Below are 15,052 nucleotides of genomic sequence, written 5' to 3'. Positions count from 1 at the left end.
TCGTTGATGGCCAGCAGATCCTCCTTGGTGAGCTTGTCCTCCCCCAGGGTGCCCACCAGGCCGCTCAGGCGCAGCACGGTGAAGCCGCCGATCATCCGGGCGGTGACCGCCGGGGCAAAAGCCTGCAGGTATAAAACAGAAACGGCCGTTTCCCGCCAGGGCGGGAAGCGGCCATTTCTTTGGTGAGAAAAAGAGAATGTCATGTTTGCAGACAGCCCGCAGGCTGCGGGACCGGCGGCGGGCGGCATCCCGCCTTCCGACCGTGAGCCGGCCTTACACCATACCGGCTGCCTTTACCATACCATGCCCGCACGGGAAATACCACGATTTTGTCGTGAACGGGGTGCGGTTTGTTACGAACGCAGCCTGTTGGGAAGTTCTATCACATAACTGAACCAGCCGTCCTTGCAGGACATGCGGCGGAAACTGTCGGGGTACAGGTCCAGGATGGTGTTCACGTTGGCCAGCCCGTACCCGTGGAGGGAAGGGTCCGGCTTGGTGCTGGGGATGGTGCCGTCCACGATCTGCACCGGCAGGCTGCGGTTGCGCACCGAAAAGAGGAAGGTGTCTTCCAGCACAGCCCGCACCTCCATCTCCCGCTGGGGCTGGGGCAGGCGCAGGCTGGCTTCCAGGGCGTTGTCCATCAGGTTGCTGATGAGCACCGCCAGGTCCCCGGTGCGGATCTTCAGCCCCGAAAGGTCATTGACCACGAACCGCAGGTCGATGCCCTGCTTTTCCGCCGCCCGGGCTTTCTGGTTGAACAGGGCGTCCAGGGCGGCGTTGTGGGTGTTCACAAAGAGCAGCCGGTCATTCTGCTGGCGCAGCAGTTCCCGCACATAGTCCCGGGCCCGGTCGCAGTCCCCCTGGCTCAGGTAGCCCTCCAGACAGGCCAGGTGGGCGGTGTAGTCGTGGGTGAGCCGGCGCTGGGTGCCGTAGGCGTCGGTGAGGGCCTCGATGCTCTCGGCCTGGGCATGGAGCTTTTCGTGCAGGGCCAGGGCCTGTTCCCGGGCGCGGGCGTTCTGTTCCAGCCAGTCGTTGATGCGGATGACCAGGATGTTCACACAGATCAGGAAGGCGGTGCAGACCACGATCACATCCGCCGTGGTCTGCCCGTGCACCGCCGAATGCAGCAGCCATGCGCTGACCAGGGTGGAACCCACCGTGAGGAACAGCCCCGGGAACCACCACCGCCAGTCGGTGTGTTCCCCGCGGCGCAGGGAAGGCAGGCGGCGGGCGGCCAGCAGCAGGGACAGGACCAGGAACTGTTCCGCCGCGCTGGTGGCCTGAAAGAGGGCGGGCGAATTGTAAAGGGCGGGCAGGTCCATCTGCAGCGCCCCCAGCACCCCGAAGACCAGCAGCTGTTCCGTCCCGTTGAGCAGGGCATAGAACAGGCTGGCCAGGAGCAGCCGGAAGGCCCGTCCGCCCCGGTACAGCACCAGCGCCATCAGCCAGAATCCCCCCAGCACCGCCGCCAGTTTGAGGGGGACGCCCCGGGGATGGAGCAGGTTGAGCAGGGCCCCGAAGGCCAGCGCCATGGCCGCCGCCGTCCACCAGAACCGCTGTCCGGACAGCCGCCGTTTGAGGAACAGATCAAAGAAAAGCACCCCGTCAAAGCATTGCAGCACGGTGTACAGGATGCCGAAGAACGCCGTGGTCATGGTTCACACTTCCAGTTCAGATAGGTGGTGCGGATGGTGGGGTAGTTGCGCCGGCTCACCGGCAGGACGGTGCCGTCGTCCAGTTCCGTTTCGGCGTGGTTGAGGCGGCGGATGTGGGCTATGTTCACCAGATAGCTCTTGTGCACCCGCAGAAAGCCGGATTCCGCCAGACGCCGGGATTCCTCCTCCATCTTGCCGTAAAAGGCCTGCCCGGAGCGGGCGGGGTCGGTGGTGTGCAGGCAGAGCATCCGGCCCCGGCTTTCCAGATAGAGGATGTCCCCCAGGCGGATGCGGCAGTTTTCCCCGTTGAGGGCGTAGGTGTACACCGCCTCCCGGCGGCGCAGTACCTCCAGGGCGGCGGCGTAGTAGGCGGGGAGTTTTTCTTCCAGGCGGCTCTTGAGCAGGAACCGGAAGGCCCCCACCTCGTACCCTTCGGGGGAATATTCCACATAGTTGGTCACAAAGATCAGCAGGGACCGGGCCTGGACCCGGCGCAGGCGGCGGGCCAGCTCGATGCCGCTGCACCTGCCCATGTCGATGTCCAGGAAGAGGATGTCAAAGGCCGAGAGGCGGGCATCGGTGAGGGAAAGCGGGTCGGTGCAGGTCTCCACCTCCGGCTGCGGTTCCCGGGCGGTATTCTCCCGCAGCCAGCGGCTCAGTCGGGCCGCAAAGGCGGCGTCATCGTCACAAACCAGGATGCGGACGGTCATCCGGGCACTTCCTTTCCCCGGCGCCAGGACCGGGAGACTTTTGAAACAAGCTTGCACATCTTGCGATGGTTGCATATCTTGCGATGCCGCAAAATCGTTGTTTCTTGATTATAGCCCCTGTCCCTCCGCCGCGCAAGCGCACAGGACACAAAAAGCCTCCGCAGGTTGCTCTGCGGAGGCTTTTGTGCATTTTTTGCGCTGTTTTACCCGGTCACGGTCAGGTCGGTGCGCAGCAGGATGTGCTCGGCGTTGTCACCCAGCTGGATCTCGAAGCCGCCCGGTTCCACCCGCCAGACGTAGTCCGGGCCCAGGGTGCGCAGGGCCCGGGGGCCCACTTCCAGGGTGAGGGTGCGGCTTTGCCCGGGGGCCAGTTCCACCCGGGTGAAGGCGGCCAGCTGCCGTTCCGGCTTGACCACCGAGCTGAAATAATCCCGCACATACACCTGGGGCACCGCCACGCCGGAGCGGGCACCGGTGTTGGTCACGGTGAAGGTCACCCGGGCGGTGTCCCCGGGGGCGATGGAAGGCTGTTCCAGTTTCAGGTCCGCGTAGGCGAAGGTGGTGTAGGCCAGCCCGTAGCCGAAGGGATACAAAGGCAGCCAGTCCATCTCCACATACTTCCTGCCGCCGCCGGGGCGCCGGCTGTAATGGCAGGGCACCTGCCCCACGCTGCGGGGGAAGGAGATGGGCAGCCGGCCGCAGGGCTCCGCCTGACCGAAGAGGACTTCGGCCACCGCCGTGCCCCCCTGCTCCCCGGGGAACCAGGCTTCCAGGATGGCGGCCAGATGGTCGTTCTCCCACACGGCGCTCACCGGGCGGCCGCTCTGGAGCAGCAGCACCACCGGGGTGCCGGTCTCATACACCGCCTTGACCAGGTCCAGCTGCCGCCCGGGCAGATCCAGGGAGGTGCGGTCGAAGTTTTCGCCGCTGGTCTCCTCGTTGTCGCCCAGGCAGAGCACCGCCACGTCCGCCTGTTGGGCGGCGGCCACGGCGGCGGGGATGTCCTCCCGCACCGCGCTGTAGCCGAAGATGACCCGGGCGCCCCGTCCGTCGTTGACGAACTCGATGCGCACCTTGTACCGGCGCCCTGCCTCAAAGGTGAAGTCCAGGGCCTGGTCGGCGCTCCTGTCCGGGCCCCAGCCGTCGATGAGCAGCTGGTCGTCCACATACAGCCGCATGCTGTCCTGGGTGCTCAGGCCGATGGAGCCTGCGATGGTCTCGGGCATGCAGACCCAGCCGTCCCAGGCCACGCTGAAGCAGTTGGCGTCCAGGTCCGGGTGGGGCAAAGCGAAGATCCAGTTGAAATTGACGGTGGGGTCGGTGCGGGTCTGCACCGGGGTGCCCTCCGGTCTGGGGCCGTTGTAATACCGGCCGGTCAGGCCGCCGGGGTTGCCGTTCTCGTCCAGCAGCAGGGCGGGGTCGAAGGGGTCGAGGGGCTGTTTCAGGAAGTTGCAGCCCCGCTCGTACACCACCCGGGTGTGCGGGCCGGCGGCGGCCCGGATGCCCTCCAGCACCGTGACGGCGCCGGTGCGGCCCCGGGGTTCGGAGTAATCCCCCAAAGCGGGGGTGTCGGCTCCCGGCCCGATGACCGCAATGGTTTTGAGGTCCGGTTTCAGGGGCAGGACGCCGTCGTTTTTCAGCAGCACCACCGATTCCCGGGCAATGCGCTTGGCCAGGTCCAGGTGGCCGGGGCAGCGCAGCACTTTGGGGGCCAGGGTCTCATCGGTGTAGGGATGCTCAAACAGGCCCAGCCGGAACTTGACGCTCAGGATGCGGCGGCAGCAGGTATCCAGGATGGCCGGGTCCAGTTTGCCCTGGGTGATCAGGTGCTCGATGCCGTTCTGCCACACATCGTGGGGGAAGTCGTAGAGCTGCAGGTCCACCCCCGCTTCCAGGCCCAGGCGGATGGCTTCCTCCGGGGTGGGGGCGATGAAGTGCCAGTCATACAGGCGGGAAACGGCGGTCAGGTCGGTGCGCACATACCCCTGCATGCCGAACTGGCCCCGCAGCACGTCGGTGAGCAGTTCATGGTCCATGGAGACCGGGATGCTGTCGATGGAATTGTAGCTGCACATGGCGTTGGTGGCCCCGCCGTCCACATAGGCGGCCTCAAACACCGGCAGGCAGTCGCTGAACACATCGTGGCGGCCCATGGTGCAGGGGGCGCAGTTCAGCCCGCCCACCGGGTTGCCGTAGCCCACATAGTGCTTGGGTTCGGCGGCCACGGCGTCGGGGGCGGACAGGTCGCTGCCCTGCAGGCCGCGGACCGTTTCCCGGGCAAACTGGGCGCACAGGTGGGTGTCCTCGCCGTAGGATTCCTCTCCCCGGCCGTAGCGGGGGTCCCGGATCAGGTCCATCACCGGGCCGTAGACCTCATGGATGCCGCTGGCCCGGGATTCGGCGGCGATGGCATGGCCCATCTCCCGCCCCAGGCCGGGGTCAAAGGTGGCGGCCAGACCGATCTGCTGGGGAAAGCTGGTGGCCGTGCCGGTCATCAGGCCGTGGAGGGCTTCCTCACTGAAGATAAAGGGGATGCCCAGGCGGGTCTTTTCCACCGCATAGCGCTGGACCTGGTTGGCCTGGGCGGCGCTCATGCCCCGCAGCTGCACGCTGCCCGCGCTGTTGCCGGTGAGCAGGGCGTCCAGCCGGTCCATATCCAGCCGGGTGACCCGGCCGGTTTCGTCCTGGGTGGTGAAATCTCCGGAAAAATACTGGTCGGTCTGCAGGATCTTCTCCCGCAGGGTCATGCGGGCCAGCAGATCGTTCACCCGCTGTTCCACCGGCAGCCGGGGGTCTTGGTATGGAAACATGGGAAAGCCTCCTGTAAGAAAGGTTCAGGAACGGATATCGGGGAGTTTGCGGCCGTTGACGGCCAGGTTGGCAAAACCGCCCACCGCGGCCAGGGCAAAGAGCAGCGGGATGCTGCCCGCCCCCAGGACGGTTTCCAGGTGGGGCTGCAGGGCGGTGCCCACCGCGGCGGAACCGCAGGCCGCCATGCTGGACAGAGCCGAGGTCACCCCGATGTAGGCGGTCTTGCCGCTGGGCGGGCTGGAAGCAAACTGCAGGTTCATGCTGGCGATGGACGCCCCGCCCGAGCAGGCGGCGGTGCCCACCATGAGCAGGGGCGCGGTGAAAGGGGCCCAGGCGGGGCGGATGAAGGCCCAGCCCAGGGTGCAGCACAGGCTGAACAGGGCGGTGAGCCGGATCACCCGGCGCCAGCCGGCGGAGTCCCCGCAGCGGCCCCAGAACCAGCTGCCCGCCATGCCCAGCACCGCCGACACCACCCCCACCGAGGTGATGAAGGTGTGGCTGAGGCCCAGCACCCGCAGCTGGTACACCGAAAGGAAGGGGGTGGCCAGCCCCCCAGCCAGCCCGCCGAGCACCGAGTAGAGCAGCAGCGGGCGGAAGACCGGGTCCCGGGCGGGGCGCAGGATATCGCCGGGGCGCATGCGGCTGACAAAGGCCACGGGATTTTCCCGCACCAGGGCCAGGAGGATGGCGTCCGCCAGGGCCAGGGCAAAGCACACCCCGCCGATGACCAGAAAGCCGGTGTAGGGCTTGCCGGCGGCGGTGAAGTGGTCCAGCTGACGGCCCAGCAGCAGGGTGGCCGCACTGTTCACACAGGCGGCCACGATGTCTTTGCGGGCAAAGAACTGCCCGCGGGACCCCTCCGGTGCCAGCCCCAGGGTCATATGCTGAAGCCCCGGGGTGACCAGACCGGCGGAGAAGAAGGAAAGGGTGTACAGCGCCAGCACCACCAGACGGGCGTGGGCGGCCCCGGGCACCGCCAGGGGCACCAGGAGCACCACGGCCAGGGAGAACCGGTAGACCACGCACAGGAGCCAGATGGCCAGTTTGCGGTGGTGGATGCGCTCAAATACAAAGGGAGACAGAAATTGCAGCACACATCCCAGCTGGGGGATCATGGCCACCAGGGCGCAGAAGGAGAGGGACGCGCCCAGGCAGCTGAGATACCCGGCCAGGAAGTTGCCGGTGCCGATGGAGTAGATGACGGCGGCCACGGCGCCTTCCGCCACCAGGCAGCGGCGGCCGGACTGCAGTTGTGTTTCGGTAGGGGGCTGCACAGGGAAAAACAGTTGTGTGAACAGGCCCATAGGATCTGCCTCCCGGCGCTTACACCTTCGTGTACTGGCGGTGCCGCAGCAGGTCGGCATAGCCGGTGATGAGCCGGGTCAGGTTGGCAAGGCCGCTTTCCTTGCTGACCTGCCGCCACTGGGTCAGGTACAGGGCGTACCAGTGTTCCAGCCGTGCGGCCAGGTCGGGGTTTTCCTCCCGGGGGCCGGCCAGCCAGGTGCCGATCTCGTTCCAGAGGGTCACGCTCTCGGCGGTGACGCAGGCGATGGAGACCATCTCCTTTTCCCCGGCAGGCAGGGCGGCGGCGCAGGCCAGCACCCGGTCCCGGGCGGCGGCCACGGCGGCGTTGGCCTCGGGGACTTTGGTCAGGTCCAGCTCGGCCAGCAGTTCGGCGCGGCGGGCGTCGTCCCCTTCGATCCAGTTCACCGCATGCTGCCAGTCAAAGATCTCGTGGTCGGACAGGTCGGTGAGGGCGGCCATGAGCTGACCGGAGGTATCCCCGTAGGCAATGCGGGAGATGGCTTCGTTCAACTCCTCCATCTCCGCCGGGGCGGAGTTCCAGCCGAAGGCGGCGCCGTACAGGATGCCGGGGATGGTCAGGCGGGGGTCATTGATGTGGGCGTAGTCCCCCCAGTCGGTGTTGAGCAGGCCGATGGCCCCGTATTTGTGGGCGTGGTGGCACATGGCCCGGATGTTGGAGTAGGCGTTGCGGTACAGGGGCACCCAGCGGTTCCAGCCGCAGACGCCCGGGCAGGCGTACTGGGTGATGCCGCTGGCGGCGATGTCCCGGATCTCGTTCTCCCGCTGGTCGGGCAGATACCCCCAGTTCAGGCAGATGGTCTCCTTGGGCAGTTCGGCGCAGCTCTGGGGGAAGCGCCACATGATGTCCCCCCAGAACATGGGGGTGCAGCCCTGGGCCACCAGATACTCGCACAGCGCCTTGACGTGGCGGACATAGAGGGTCTTCTCCCCCAGTTCGTCAGCCAGGGCCTTGCTGCGGCCCTTGCCCAGGTCAAAGGTCTCGTCGGCGCAGATGTTGAACTTGTTGGACCGGAACAGGGGCCGGTACTCGTCGATGAGCCCTTTCACGAAGTCCACCACGCCGGGGTCGGAGACGTTCAGGGTGTGGTGGTTCCCGGCGTAGGTGTAGGAGAAGGGGATCTTTTCCGAATCCGGCAGCTCGCACAGGCCGCAGCAGGTCTTGGTGGAGAGGATCTTGTACATGTGGCCGAAGCTGGACAGGGAAGGCACCAGCTCGATGTGGCGGGCGGCGCAGTAGGCGTCCAGTTCCAGGATCTCATCGGCGGTGAGGGGGGTGTCATCCCGCCATGCCTCGGACAGGTCCCGGAAGAGATAGGTATGTTCAATGTACAGCTGCCACTGGTTGATCTTGTAGCGGCAGAGCAGGTCGGCCACCCGCTTGAGGTAGCTGAGTTTGGGCACCCGGCCCCGGGAGCAGTCCTGGTAATACCCCCGGTTGGGCAGGTCGGGCCAGTCCTCCACCATCAGCCCGGGCAGCAGGGCCCCGTGGGCCTGGGTGTACTGGATCAGGGTCTGCACCCCGTTGCACAGGGCTTCGTCGTCCCCGGCGGACAGGGTGATGCCCCCCGGCTCCACCACCAGCACATAGCGGGAGGCGGCCCGGGCAGGGTCGATGGTCAGGGCGATGTCCCCCGGCGCCGCCGCGCCCCGGCCCAGGGCCGGGGTGAGTCCGGCGTAGGTCTGCAGGGCGTTTTGCAGCATCCGGGCGTAGAGCAGGGCCCCCGGCGGGGTGCCGGGGCCCAGCACCACCCGGGTGTGGGGGGTGAGGGCAAAGGTGCCGGGGCGGCGGGCCGCCCGCTGGGGTCGGGGCAAAAATTCCATAGCCATAGGAAACTTCCTCGCGGCCGGTCAGGGCCAGTGTGGGGCGTGGAGCGCACCTCAGCGGATGCGCAGGGTCTTGATCTCGTAGGGTCTGACGGTGAAGCGGATGGCGCCGTCCTCCACCGTGACCGGCTCGCCGTCCGGCTGTTCCAGGCAGTCGCAGCTTTCGGCGCTGGTGAAGGGGCGGCCCCAGTGCAGGGTGGTCTCGGTGAGGGAGTTGTCGCACTCGTACATGCGGACGATGACCCCGTCCCCGTCCTCGGCCTGCTTGATGGTCTCCACCACCACGTTGGGGGCCTCCACGGCAGCCAGACAGAAGGCTTCGCCGGGGGTGCCGCCGGCCACAGCCAGGGCGGGCTGGTTGAGGAAGAAGGCTTGGCGCACGGTGCCCGCAGCCCGCCAGCCTTCGGCGTGGGGGTACAGGGCGTAGGTGAAGTGGTGCACTTCCTGGTCGGTGGTGGGGTTGGGCTCGATGCCCGACTTGATGAGGGTCAGGCTGAGGCAGCCGTCCTTCACCGAATGGCCGTACTTGCAGTCGTTGAGCAGGCTCACGCCGTAGTGGCCTTCGGACAAATCGGCCCACTTCTGGCCGCAGCTCTCGAACCGGGCCTTGTCCCAGCTGGTGTTGGTGTGGGTCTTGCGGGTCAGGTTGCCGAACTGCACCTCGAAGGTGGCTTCGTCGGTGTGGACGTTCACCGGGAACCGCACCTTGAGCAGGTGCTGGTGTTCGTGCCAGTCCACGGTGGTGACAAAGTCGATGCGGCGGGTGTTGGCGTAGAAGTGGATGTCCTGGGCGATGGTGGAGTTGCTGAAGGCCCGCTCGATGTGCAGGGTGGCGCGCACCGGGCCGGTCTCGGTCCAGGTGAAGGCTTTCAGGTCGGTGACATCCCAGAACTTCTCGGTGTAGAAGATGTCGATGTCCCAGTTGTCGTAGTAGATGGGCTTGTCCTCAAACACCCGGAAGGCGTTGGCCGCCTGCCCCGCCTGGAGCACCTGGCGGCGGTTGTCCTTGTCGAAGAGACCGCCCAGCTGGCCCTGTTCATCGAAATTCACGGTGTAGAAGGGGGTTTCCAGGGTATGGCCGTCTTCGCTGAGGGTGAAGGGGCAGGCCGTTGCGGGGGCAGCGGCCGGGGCGAAGGTCTTGCGGCCCTTGGCGGGCAGGTCCTTCAGGTAAACCACGGCGCCGTCGGCGGTCTGCTGGACGGGGTAGAGGTTGCCGTCCCCGTCGGCCAGGGCGGCGGCGGAGCAGTCGCCCAGCGCCACCACGTCGTTGCGGGCAAAGCCGGTGGTGTTGAAGACGGTGATGCCCTCCCCCGCCGGGGCCAGGGCGGCCAGACGCTCGTCCCGCAGGGCGGCGATCTGGGCTTCCATCTGGGCGTATTCCTTCCTGGTGACCTCGTACACCTCATGGATGGAGGAACCGGGGAGGATGTCGTGGAACTGGTTGATGAGGATGCCGTGCCACAGCTTGTCGATGGCTTCGGCGGGATAGGCCACGCCGGGGGCGGCCAGCACGCTGAGCAGTTCCAGGTCCATCATGTGCAGCTCCGCCTTGCGGTTGGAGCGCTTGTTCCGGGCCATGGAGGTCAGGGTGCCGCGGTGGTATTCAAAGTAGAGCTCGCCCTCCCAGGTGGGCAGACGGCGGTTGCCGGAGACCCGCTCTTTCAGCTCATCGAAGTAGGTGCGGGCAAAGGCCTGCCGCACCTTGGGGATGCCCTCCACCCCTTTTTCCATGCGCCGGGAAGTTTCCAGCATGGCGCGGGTGGGGCCGCCGCCGCCGTCGCCGTAGCCGTAGCAGACCAGGATATCGTTGTTGATGCTCTTCTGCTGGTAGCGGTGCCAGCCGCCGATGATGGCGTCCGGGTGCAGGATGCCGTTGTAGGTGGTGAAGAAGTCCTTCTCGTCCTGGCCCACCCCCAGGGTGGTGACCAGATGGGTCAGGATCTGGGTGCCGTCGATGCCCCGCCACATAAAGGTGTCGTAGGGCATCTTGTTGAACTGGTTCCAGGCCAGCTTGGTGGTCATGAAGTAGTCAATGCCGCACTTCTTCATGATCTGGGGCAGGGCGCCGGAGTAGCCGAAGACGTCGGGCAGCCACAGAATCCGGTTGTCCGCCCCGAACTCCTCCTTGAAGAAGCGCTTGCCGTAGAGGAACTGGCGCACCAGGCTTTCGCCGCTGGTCAGGTTGCAGTCGGCTTCCACCCACATGCCCCCTTCCGGTTCCCACCGGCCTTCGGCCACCCGGGCCTTGATCTGGTCGTACAGTTCGGGGTAGCGCTGTTTCAGGAAGTAGTACAGCTGGGGCTGGCTGGACATGAACTTGTAGTCCGGGTATTCCTCCATGAGCTTGAGCACGGTGGCAAAGCTGCGGCAGACCTTTTCCCGGGTCTGGGCCACCGTCCACCACCAGGCCACGTCGATGTGGGTGTGGCCGATGCAGCTGGCGATGACCTCGTCATGGCCGGCCAGGTCGGTGTACAGGGCTTTGGCCAGGTATTTGCGGGCTTCGGCCACGCTGGCATAGAAGCTCTCGTTGTAGGGGGTGCGCAGGTCCAGCAGGTTCACCGCCTCGTTGAGCACCCGTTCCAGGTCGCGGCGGGCCTTGCCGTCCGGCTCCAGCCGGGGGAAGGCCTGCAGGGGCACCACCATATCGTAGTACAGCCCCTCGATCTCCGGGTCCACCTCCCGCAGGTCCACGATCAGGTTGAACTCGGTGTGCAGGATGCCGGTGTAGGCCTGCAGTTCCAGCCGGTAGGTCTTGCCCGCCGTGGCGCAGCGGTCCAGCAGCACATCCCGGTGGTTCATGTCGATGCCCTGGGTGACCGCCCCGTTCACGAACAGCAGGAACTGGGGGTTCTTGGCGTCGTCCCACTCGTCGATCTGGGTGCAGACGTGCATCCACAGGGGTTTGCCCTCCATCTCGTCGGGCACGGTCACGTCGGCGCGGAACCAGTAGTGCTTGTCCGGGCCGTACCAGTGCATGGTGCGGCAGTCGAAGGGTTCAAAAGGAGCGGGGTCGGCGTCGGCGTCCTCCGGGCGCAGGAAGTTGCCCGGTTTGTACAGCCAGTTTTCGGTGGGGAATTTCTGCTTCACCGACAGCTTCTGCAGCTCGGTGCAGATGCCGTTGATCCGCTTGTCCAAAAAGCTCATTGTTTCCATAGAGGGATTCCTTTCCTGGGAAGATCAGTCGTAAAGGGTTCAGAAGGAGTTTGCCTTGATGTAGTCCAGCAGCCGGTCCACGGTGGTGAAGGCCAGACCGGTGACGGTGTCGGCGCAGCCATAGTAGACGGCGATGCGGCCGGTGGGGGCGTCGGTGAGGGCGGCGCAGGGGAAGGTGACGTTGGGCACGTCGCCCATGCACTCGTAGGGCATGTGGGGGGCCAGGATGTAGTCCTTGCCCCGGGCCTTGACCTTCCAGGGCTCGTCAATGTCCAGCAGGGCCGCGCCCATGCGGTAGACGTAGCCGTTGCAGGTGTTGATGACCCCGTGGTAGATGAGCAGCCAGCCCTCGTCGGTCTCGATGGGGATGGGGCCCGGGCCGATCTTCAGGCTCTGCCATGCGGATTCGTCCCCCTTGACGGCGCCCATCATGTAGCGGTGGCGGCCCCAGTAGACCAGGTCCTCGCTCTGGCTGACGAAGATGTCCCCGAAGGGGGTGTGGCCGGTGTCGCTGGGACGGCTCATCATCATGTAGCGGCCCTGGATCTTGCGGGGGAAGAGCACCCCGTTGCGGTTGTAGGGCAAAAAGGCGTTTTCCAGCTGGTGGAAGGTCTTGAAGTCCTCGGTCCAGGCCAGACCGATGGTGGGGCCGTGGTAGCCGTTGCACCAGCTGACGTAGTATTTGCCGTCCATGTAGCAGACCCGGGGGTCGTAGCGGTATTCCCGGTTGGTCACTTCCGGGTCATCCCCCACCAGATGGATGGGGTCGTCGTCGATGGTCCAGTGGATGCCGTCCTGGCTGAAGCCGGCAAAGATATCCATGCTGATGGAGAGGCTGTCGCACCGGAAAACGCCCGCAAACCCGTCGCCGAAGGGCACCACGGCGCTGTTGAAGACGCTGTTGGACCGCTTGTTGCCGTCGCGGCCGATGATGGGGTTGCCGTCATACCGCCAGAGCGGGGTGCGGGTGACGGCGGGCGGGTCCTGCCAGGGGATGTTGGGCAGCGGGTTGCCAATGATCTTAGCCATACTTTCTAACCTCCTGTGGTTGGAGAAGCGTTATCCCACAATGCGCACAACCGGTGCAAACTGCTGCTCATGCAGCTCGTCCATGGCGCGTTCTGGGTCGGTTTCGTCGGTGAGGGTGAGGGTGAAGCGGTACTCTGCAAAGCCGGACAGGTCCAGCTTGAAGTTCGTTTCCCAGGTGTTGTTCATGAGCCAGACAAACACCGGGCGGCGGTTGTCCTCCGGGCGGTTTTCACACAGGCGGATGGGGTGGTGTTTCAGCGGGCCGAAAGCATACAGCGGGGTATCCCGGGCGCCCAGCAGCACCCCTCCGTCCCGCCCCAGGAAGGCCAGGCCGTCGTCGCTCATGCTGTATTCCATGCAGCTGCCGGGCAGCTGGTCCACACCGGGGCGCAGCGCTTCCCGGCCGCCTTTGCGCAGCCAGACTTCCCGGCCGGTGAGATCCAGATTCAGGGGCAGGTAAACGCTCTCGATGTCGGTGGACAGGGTCTTGCCCAGTTCCAGGCGCATGTCGATGCGGGGCAGGTCCTCGTACAGTTTCAGCACCACGTCGCAGTGGATGGTGCCGGGCATGGACCCGCGCAGCCGCAGGATGGTGAACACCGGGCCGCGTTCCTCACACACCACCTCATTCAGGGTGGCGGGGAACTGCCTGGCATGCTGTCCCCGGATGTTGCGGCCCAGCAGACGGCGCTCCTCATACACGTCGGTGACGCCGGGGCGCACGGGGGTGCATTCATACACCGGGGTGAAGAAGGGCAGGCCGGTCGGGGCCATGAGTTCCCGGCCATGGGCTTTGTCGTACAGGCTGCACAGGCCCCGGCCCACCTCGTATTCCAGGCGGAAAAACCGGTTTTCAAAGCCGTACGGCAGACGGAAGGTCACGGGATCGTAGTCGTTGACGATATCCCGCACCTGCTCGGCGCCGACGTAGCACTGGCGGGTGTTGAGCTTGTTTTCAGGACGTTCTCTTTTTCCATAAGTATACCGTTTGACTTCCCCCGGTGTAAAGGTGTCCACAAAAGAAATCCGGCGGCCCCGGGGATGGGGACTGACCTGACAAGGCAGTTCCCTGCCGTCCTCGGTGCGGATGTCGGCATCCGGCAGACCCGCGGGCAAAGTCTCGACGTAAAATTCCACCGCCATGGGGCCGGAAAGGCGCGTGGGGTTCTGCACCCGGATGCTGCCCTGGGTGGCATAGTAACGCAGGATGTCCCCCTGGTCCCGGGCAATACGCCCCAGCATGCGGGCGGCGGCCTCATGGGCCCGGGAAGCATACCCGGTCTTGCGGATATCCAAATCCAGCACCATGGATTCATAAGGGTTGGTGATGCTGGCGGAGTGGCCCCAGGTGTGCTCGGCATAGAGCAGCAGGGCGTCCTCAGCCTCCCGCATGAGAGCGGGTTGGTGTTCTTCCAGGTCGGGGTCCAGGCGGCGGGCCAGCTCATAGCTGCGGCAGGCGTCCCGGTAATGCTTCACCCCGTAGGGGGTGGAGCCCACACCGTTGGCCCACCAGTCGGTCAGGTCCCCGCGATACACCGGGGCGTCAGCCAGTTTGGGGGCGATGGCGGCGTACAGTTCCTGCAGACTGACCATCCGCACTTCCACAGCTTCGCCGTACAGGCGGTTGTAGCCCTGGATGGTCTGCAGGATCAGGGGTTCCGGCGGAGCGTTGTCGCTGAACACGCCGGACACCGATGCCAGGATGAAGTCGTAGGGGTAGCCGTTTTCCTCACATTCGGTGAGGTAGCTGTCCAGATTCTGGGCCAGGGCTTCCACATCGTCCTCCGGCAGAGGGGCGGAGCCCAGGCGGTCCATGGTCATGAAGTTGGGGGTGTGGTTGGGGCGCAGCCCCAGCACGTTGCCCAGGTTGTAGTGCTCGCCGTTCCACACCAGCAGGCGGCGGCCCTCCTTGTTCTCCCAGAAATAGGCGTTCTGGTTCTGGTGCAGGGGGTACATGCCGTGGTGGCAGTGGATGTTGGTATACAGAAATTCCACGCCGTTGCCGATCATGGCGTCCCGCTGGCCCATGGAAATGCCGTTGATGTCGGCACACATGGCCGTGTTGAAATTGATGCCTTCGGCGGCGAATTTCTCCCGCCACTGGCCCAGGCGTCGGGCATAGATGCCGCAGTCCAGCAAGTCGGTGAAGTTCAGGTAGTTGGCGGACAGGCCCAGGCGGCCGTCTTTGGCCAGCGCCATGAACTGCGCCTTTTCTTCCTCAGTGGCGGTTTTGAAGAATTCCTCCACGCAGAACAGGGTCTCGCAGTTCCAGCGGAAATCGGCGTTGGCGGGGTCCTGCATCAGGCGCAGGGCACTGCGGATATAGTCCACCTGCAGGTCGATGACGTGTTCCTGCAGATCGGTATATCCGATATCGGTGTGGGAATGGTGGACCACATAGACGGTCCGTATGGCGTGCTGTTTCATGGGTAGACACCCCTCATACGGAAATTTTGTTTTTTTGTCTTGGACAGCGCGGTTTTTGGGGGATAACCCCCACAAAAAGGCCGCCGCTGGGCCGGGCCGGTGAAAAAGCTG

The 15,052-nt window shown here is 65.4% G+C and carries 9 protein-coding genes; all 9 read right to left on the bottom strand.

The window, feature by feature from the left end; genetic code table 11:
* Nucleotides 1-203, bottom strand: a 203-nt coding sequence (locus Q0K17_RS07280) for a hypothetical protein (RefSeq protein ID WP_294541519.1), incomplete at its 3' end; no start/stop codon positions are given.
* A 150-nt stretch (nucleotides 204-353) separates the two neighbouring features.
* Nucleotides 354-1,658: a GHKL domain-containing protein gene (locus Q0K17_RS07275; protein ID WP_294541516.1), complete on the bottom strand. Its 1,305-nt coding sequence runs from the start codon at nucleotides 1,656-1,658 to the stop codon at nucleotides 354-356.
* Nucleotides 1,655-2,368, bottom strand: coding sequence for a LytTR family DNA-binding domain-containing protein (locus tag Q0K17_RS07270; protein ID WP_294541513.1), 714 nt, complete (start codon nucleotides 2,366-2,368; stop codon nucleotides 1,655-1,657). Before Q0K17_RS07270 ends, Q0K17_RS07275 begins: the two co-directional genes overlap by 4 nt.
* 203 nt (nucleotides 2,369-2,571) lie before the next feature.
* Nucleotides 2,572-5,178 carry a glycoside hydrolase family 3 C-terminal domain-containing protein gene (locus Q0K17_RS07265; RefSeq protein ID WP_294541510.1) on the bottom strand — a complete coding sequence of 869 codons (2,607 nt, stop codon included), beginning with the start codon at nucleotides 5,176-5,178 and terminating at the stop codon, nucleotides 2,572-2,574.
* 24 nt (nucleotides 5,179-5,202) lie between these two features.
* The gene (locus tag Q0K17_RS07260; RefSeq protein ID WP_294541507.1) at nucleotides 5,203-6,483 is read right to left on the bottom strand and encodes an MFS transporter; all 1,281 of its coding nucleotides are present in this window, start codon (nucleotides 6,481-6,483) and stop codon (nucleotides 5,203-5,205) included.
* 19 nt (nucleotides 6,484-6,502) lie between these two features.
* Nucleotides 6,503-8,332 carry a glycoside hydrolase family 20 zincin-like fold domain-containing protein gene (locus Q0K17_RS07255; RefSeq protein WP_294541505.1) on the bottom strand — a complete coding sequence of 610 codons (1,830 nt, stop codon included), beginning with the start codon at nucleotides 8,330-8,332 and terminating at the stop codon, nucleotides 6,503-6,505.
* A gap of 51 nt (nucleotides 8,333-8,383) precedes the next feature.
* Nucleotides 8,384-11,476, bottom strand: coding sequence for an alpha-mannosidase (locus Q0K17_RS07250; protein WP_294541503.1), 3,093 nt, complete (start codon nucleotides 11,474-11,476; stop codon nucleotides 8,384-8,386).
* Nucleotides 11,477-11,524: 48 nt separating this feature from the next.
* Nucleotides 11,525-12,514: a glycoside hydrolase family 130 protein gene (locus Q0K17_RS07245; RefSeq protein WP_294541502.1), complete on the bottom strand. Its 990-nt coding sequence runs from the start codon at nucleotides 12,512-12,514 to the stop codon at nucleotides 11,525-11,527.
* Nucleotides 12,515-12,544: 30 nt separating this feature from the next.
* A complete protein-coding gene (locus tag Q0K17_RS07240) occupies nucleotides 12,545-14,941 on the bottom strand; it encodes a hypothetical protein (protein WP_294541495.1) in 2,397 nt (798 codons plus the stop codon).
* Nucleotides 14,942-15,052: the final 111 nt, after the last annotated feature.

Origin of the sequence: uncultured Gemmiger sp., from assembly GCA_944388105.1 — a bacterium.
Lineage (GTDB): Bacteria > Bacillota > Clostridia > Oscillospirales > Ruminococcaceae > Gemmiger.
This window is presented reverse-complemented; position numbering and strand designations above follow the sequence as displayed.

What these genes read in the sequence shown, in the direction of transcription:
- Q0K17_RS07275 (WP_294541516.1), bottom strand. Translation starts at nt 1,658, where the DNA reads ATGACCACGGCGTTCTTCGGCATCCTGTACACCGTGCTGCAATGCTTT.
- Q0K17_RS07270 (WP_294541513.1), bottom strand. Translation starts at nt 2,368, where the DNA reads ATGACCGTCCGCATCCTGGTTTGTGACGATGACGCCGCCTTTGCGGCC.
- Q0K17_RS07265 (WP_294541510.1), bottom strand. Translation starts at nt 5,178, where the DNA reads ATGTTTCCATACCAAGACCCCCGGCTGCCGGTGGAACAGCGGGTGAAC.
- Q0K17_RS07260 (WP_294541507.1), bottom strand. Translation starts at nt 6,483, where the DNA reads ATGGGCCTGTTCACACAACTGTTTTTCCCTGTGCAGCCCCCTACCGAA.
- Q0K17_RS07255 (WP_294541505.1), bottom strand. Translation starts at nt 8,332, where the DNA reads ATGGCTATGGAATTTTTGCCCCGACCCCAGCGGGCGGCCCGCCGCCCC.
- Q0K17_RS07250 (WP_294541503.1), bottom strand. Translation starts at nt 11,476, where the DNA reads ATGAGCTTTTTGGACAAGCGGATCAACGGCATCTGCACCGAGCTGCAG.
- Q0K17_RS07245 (WP_294541502.1), bottom strand. Translation starts at nt 12,514, where the DNA reads ATGGCTAAGATCATTGGCAACCCGCTGCCCAACATCCCCTGGCAGGAC.
- Q0K17_RS07240 (WP_294541495.1), bottom strand. Translation starts at nt 14,941, where the DNA reads ATGAAACAGCACGCCATACGGACCGTCTATGTGGTCCACCATTCCCAC.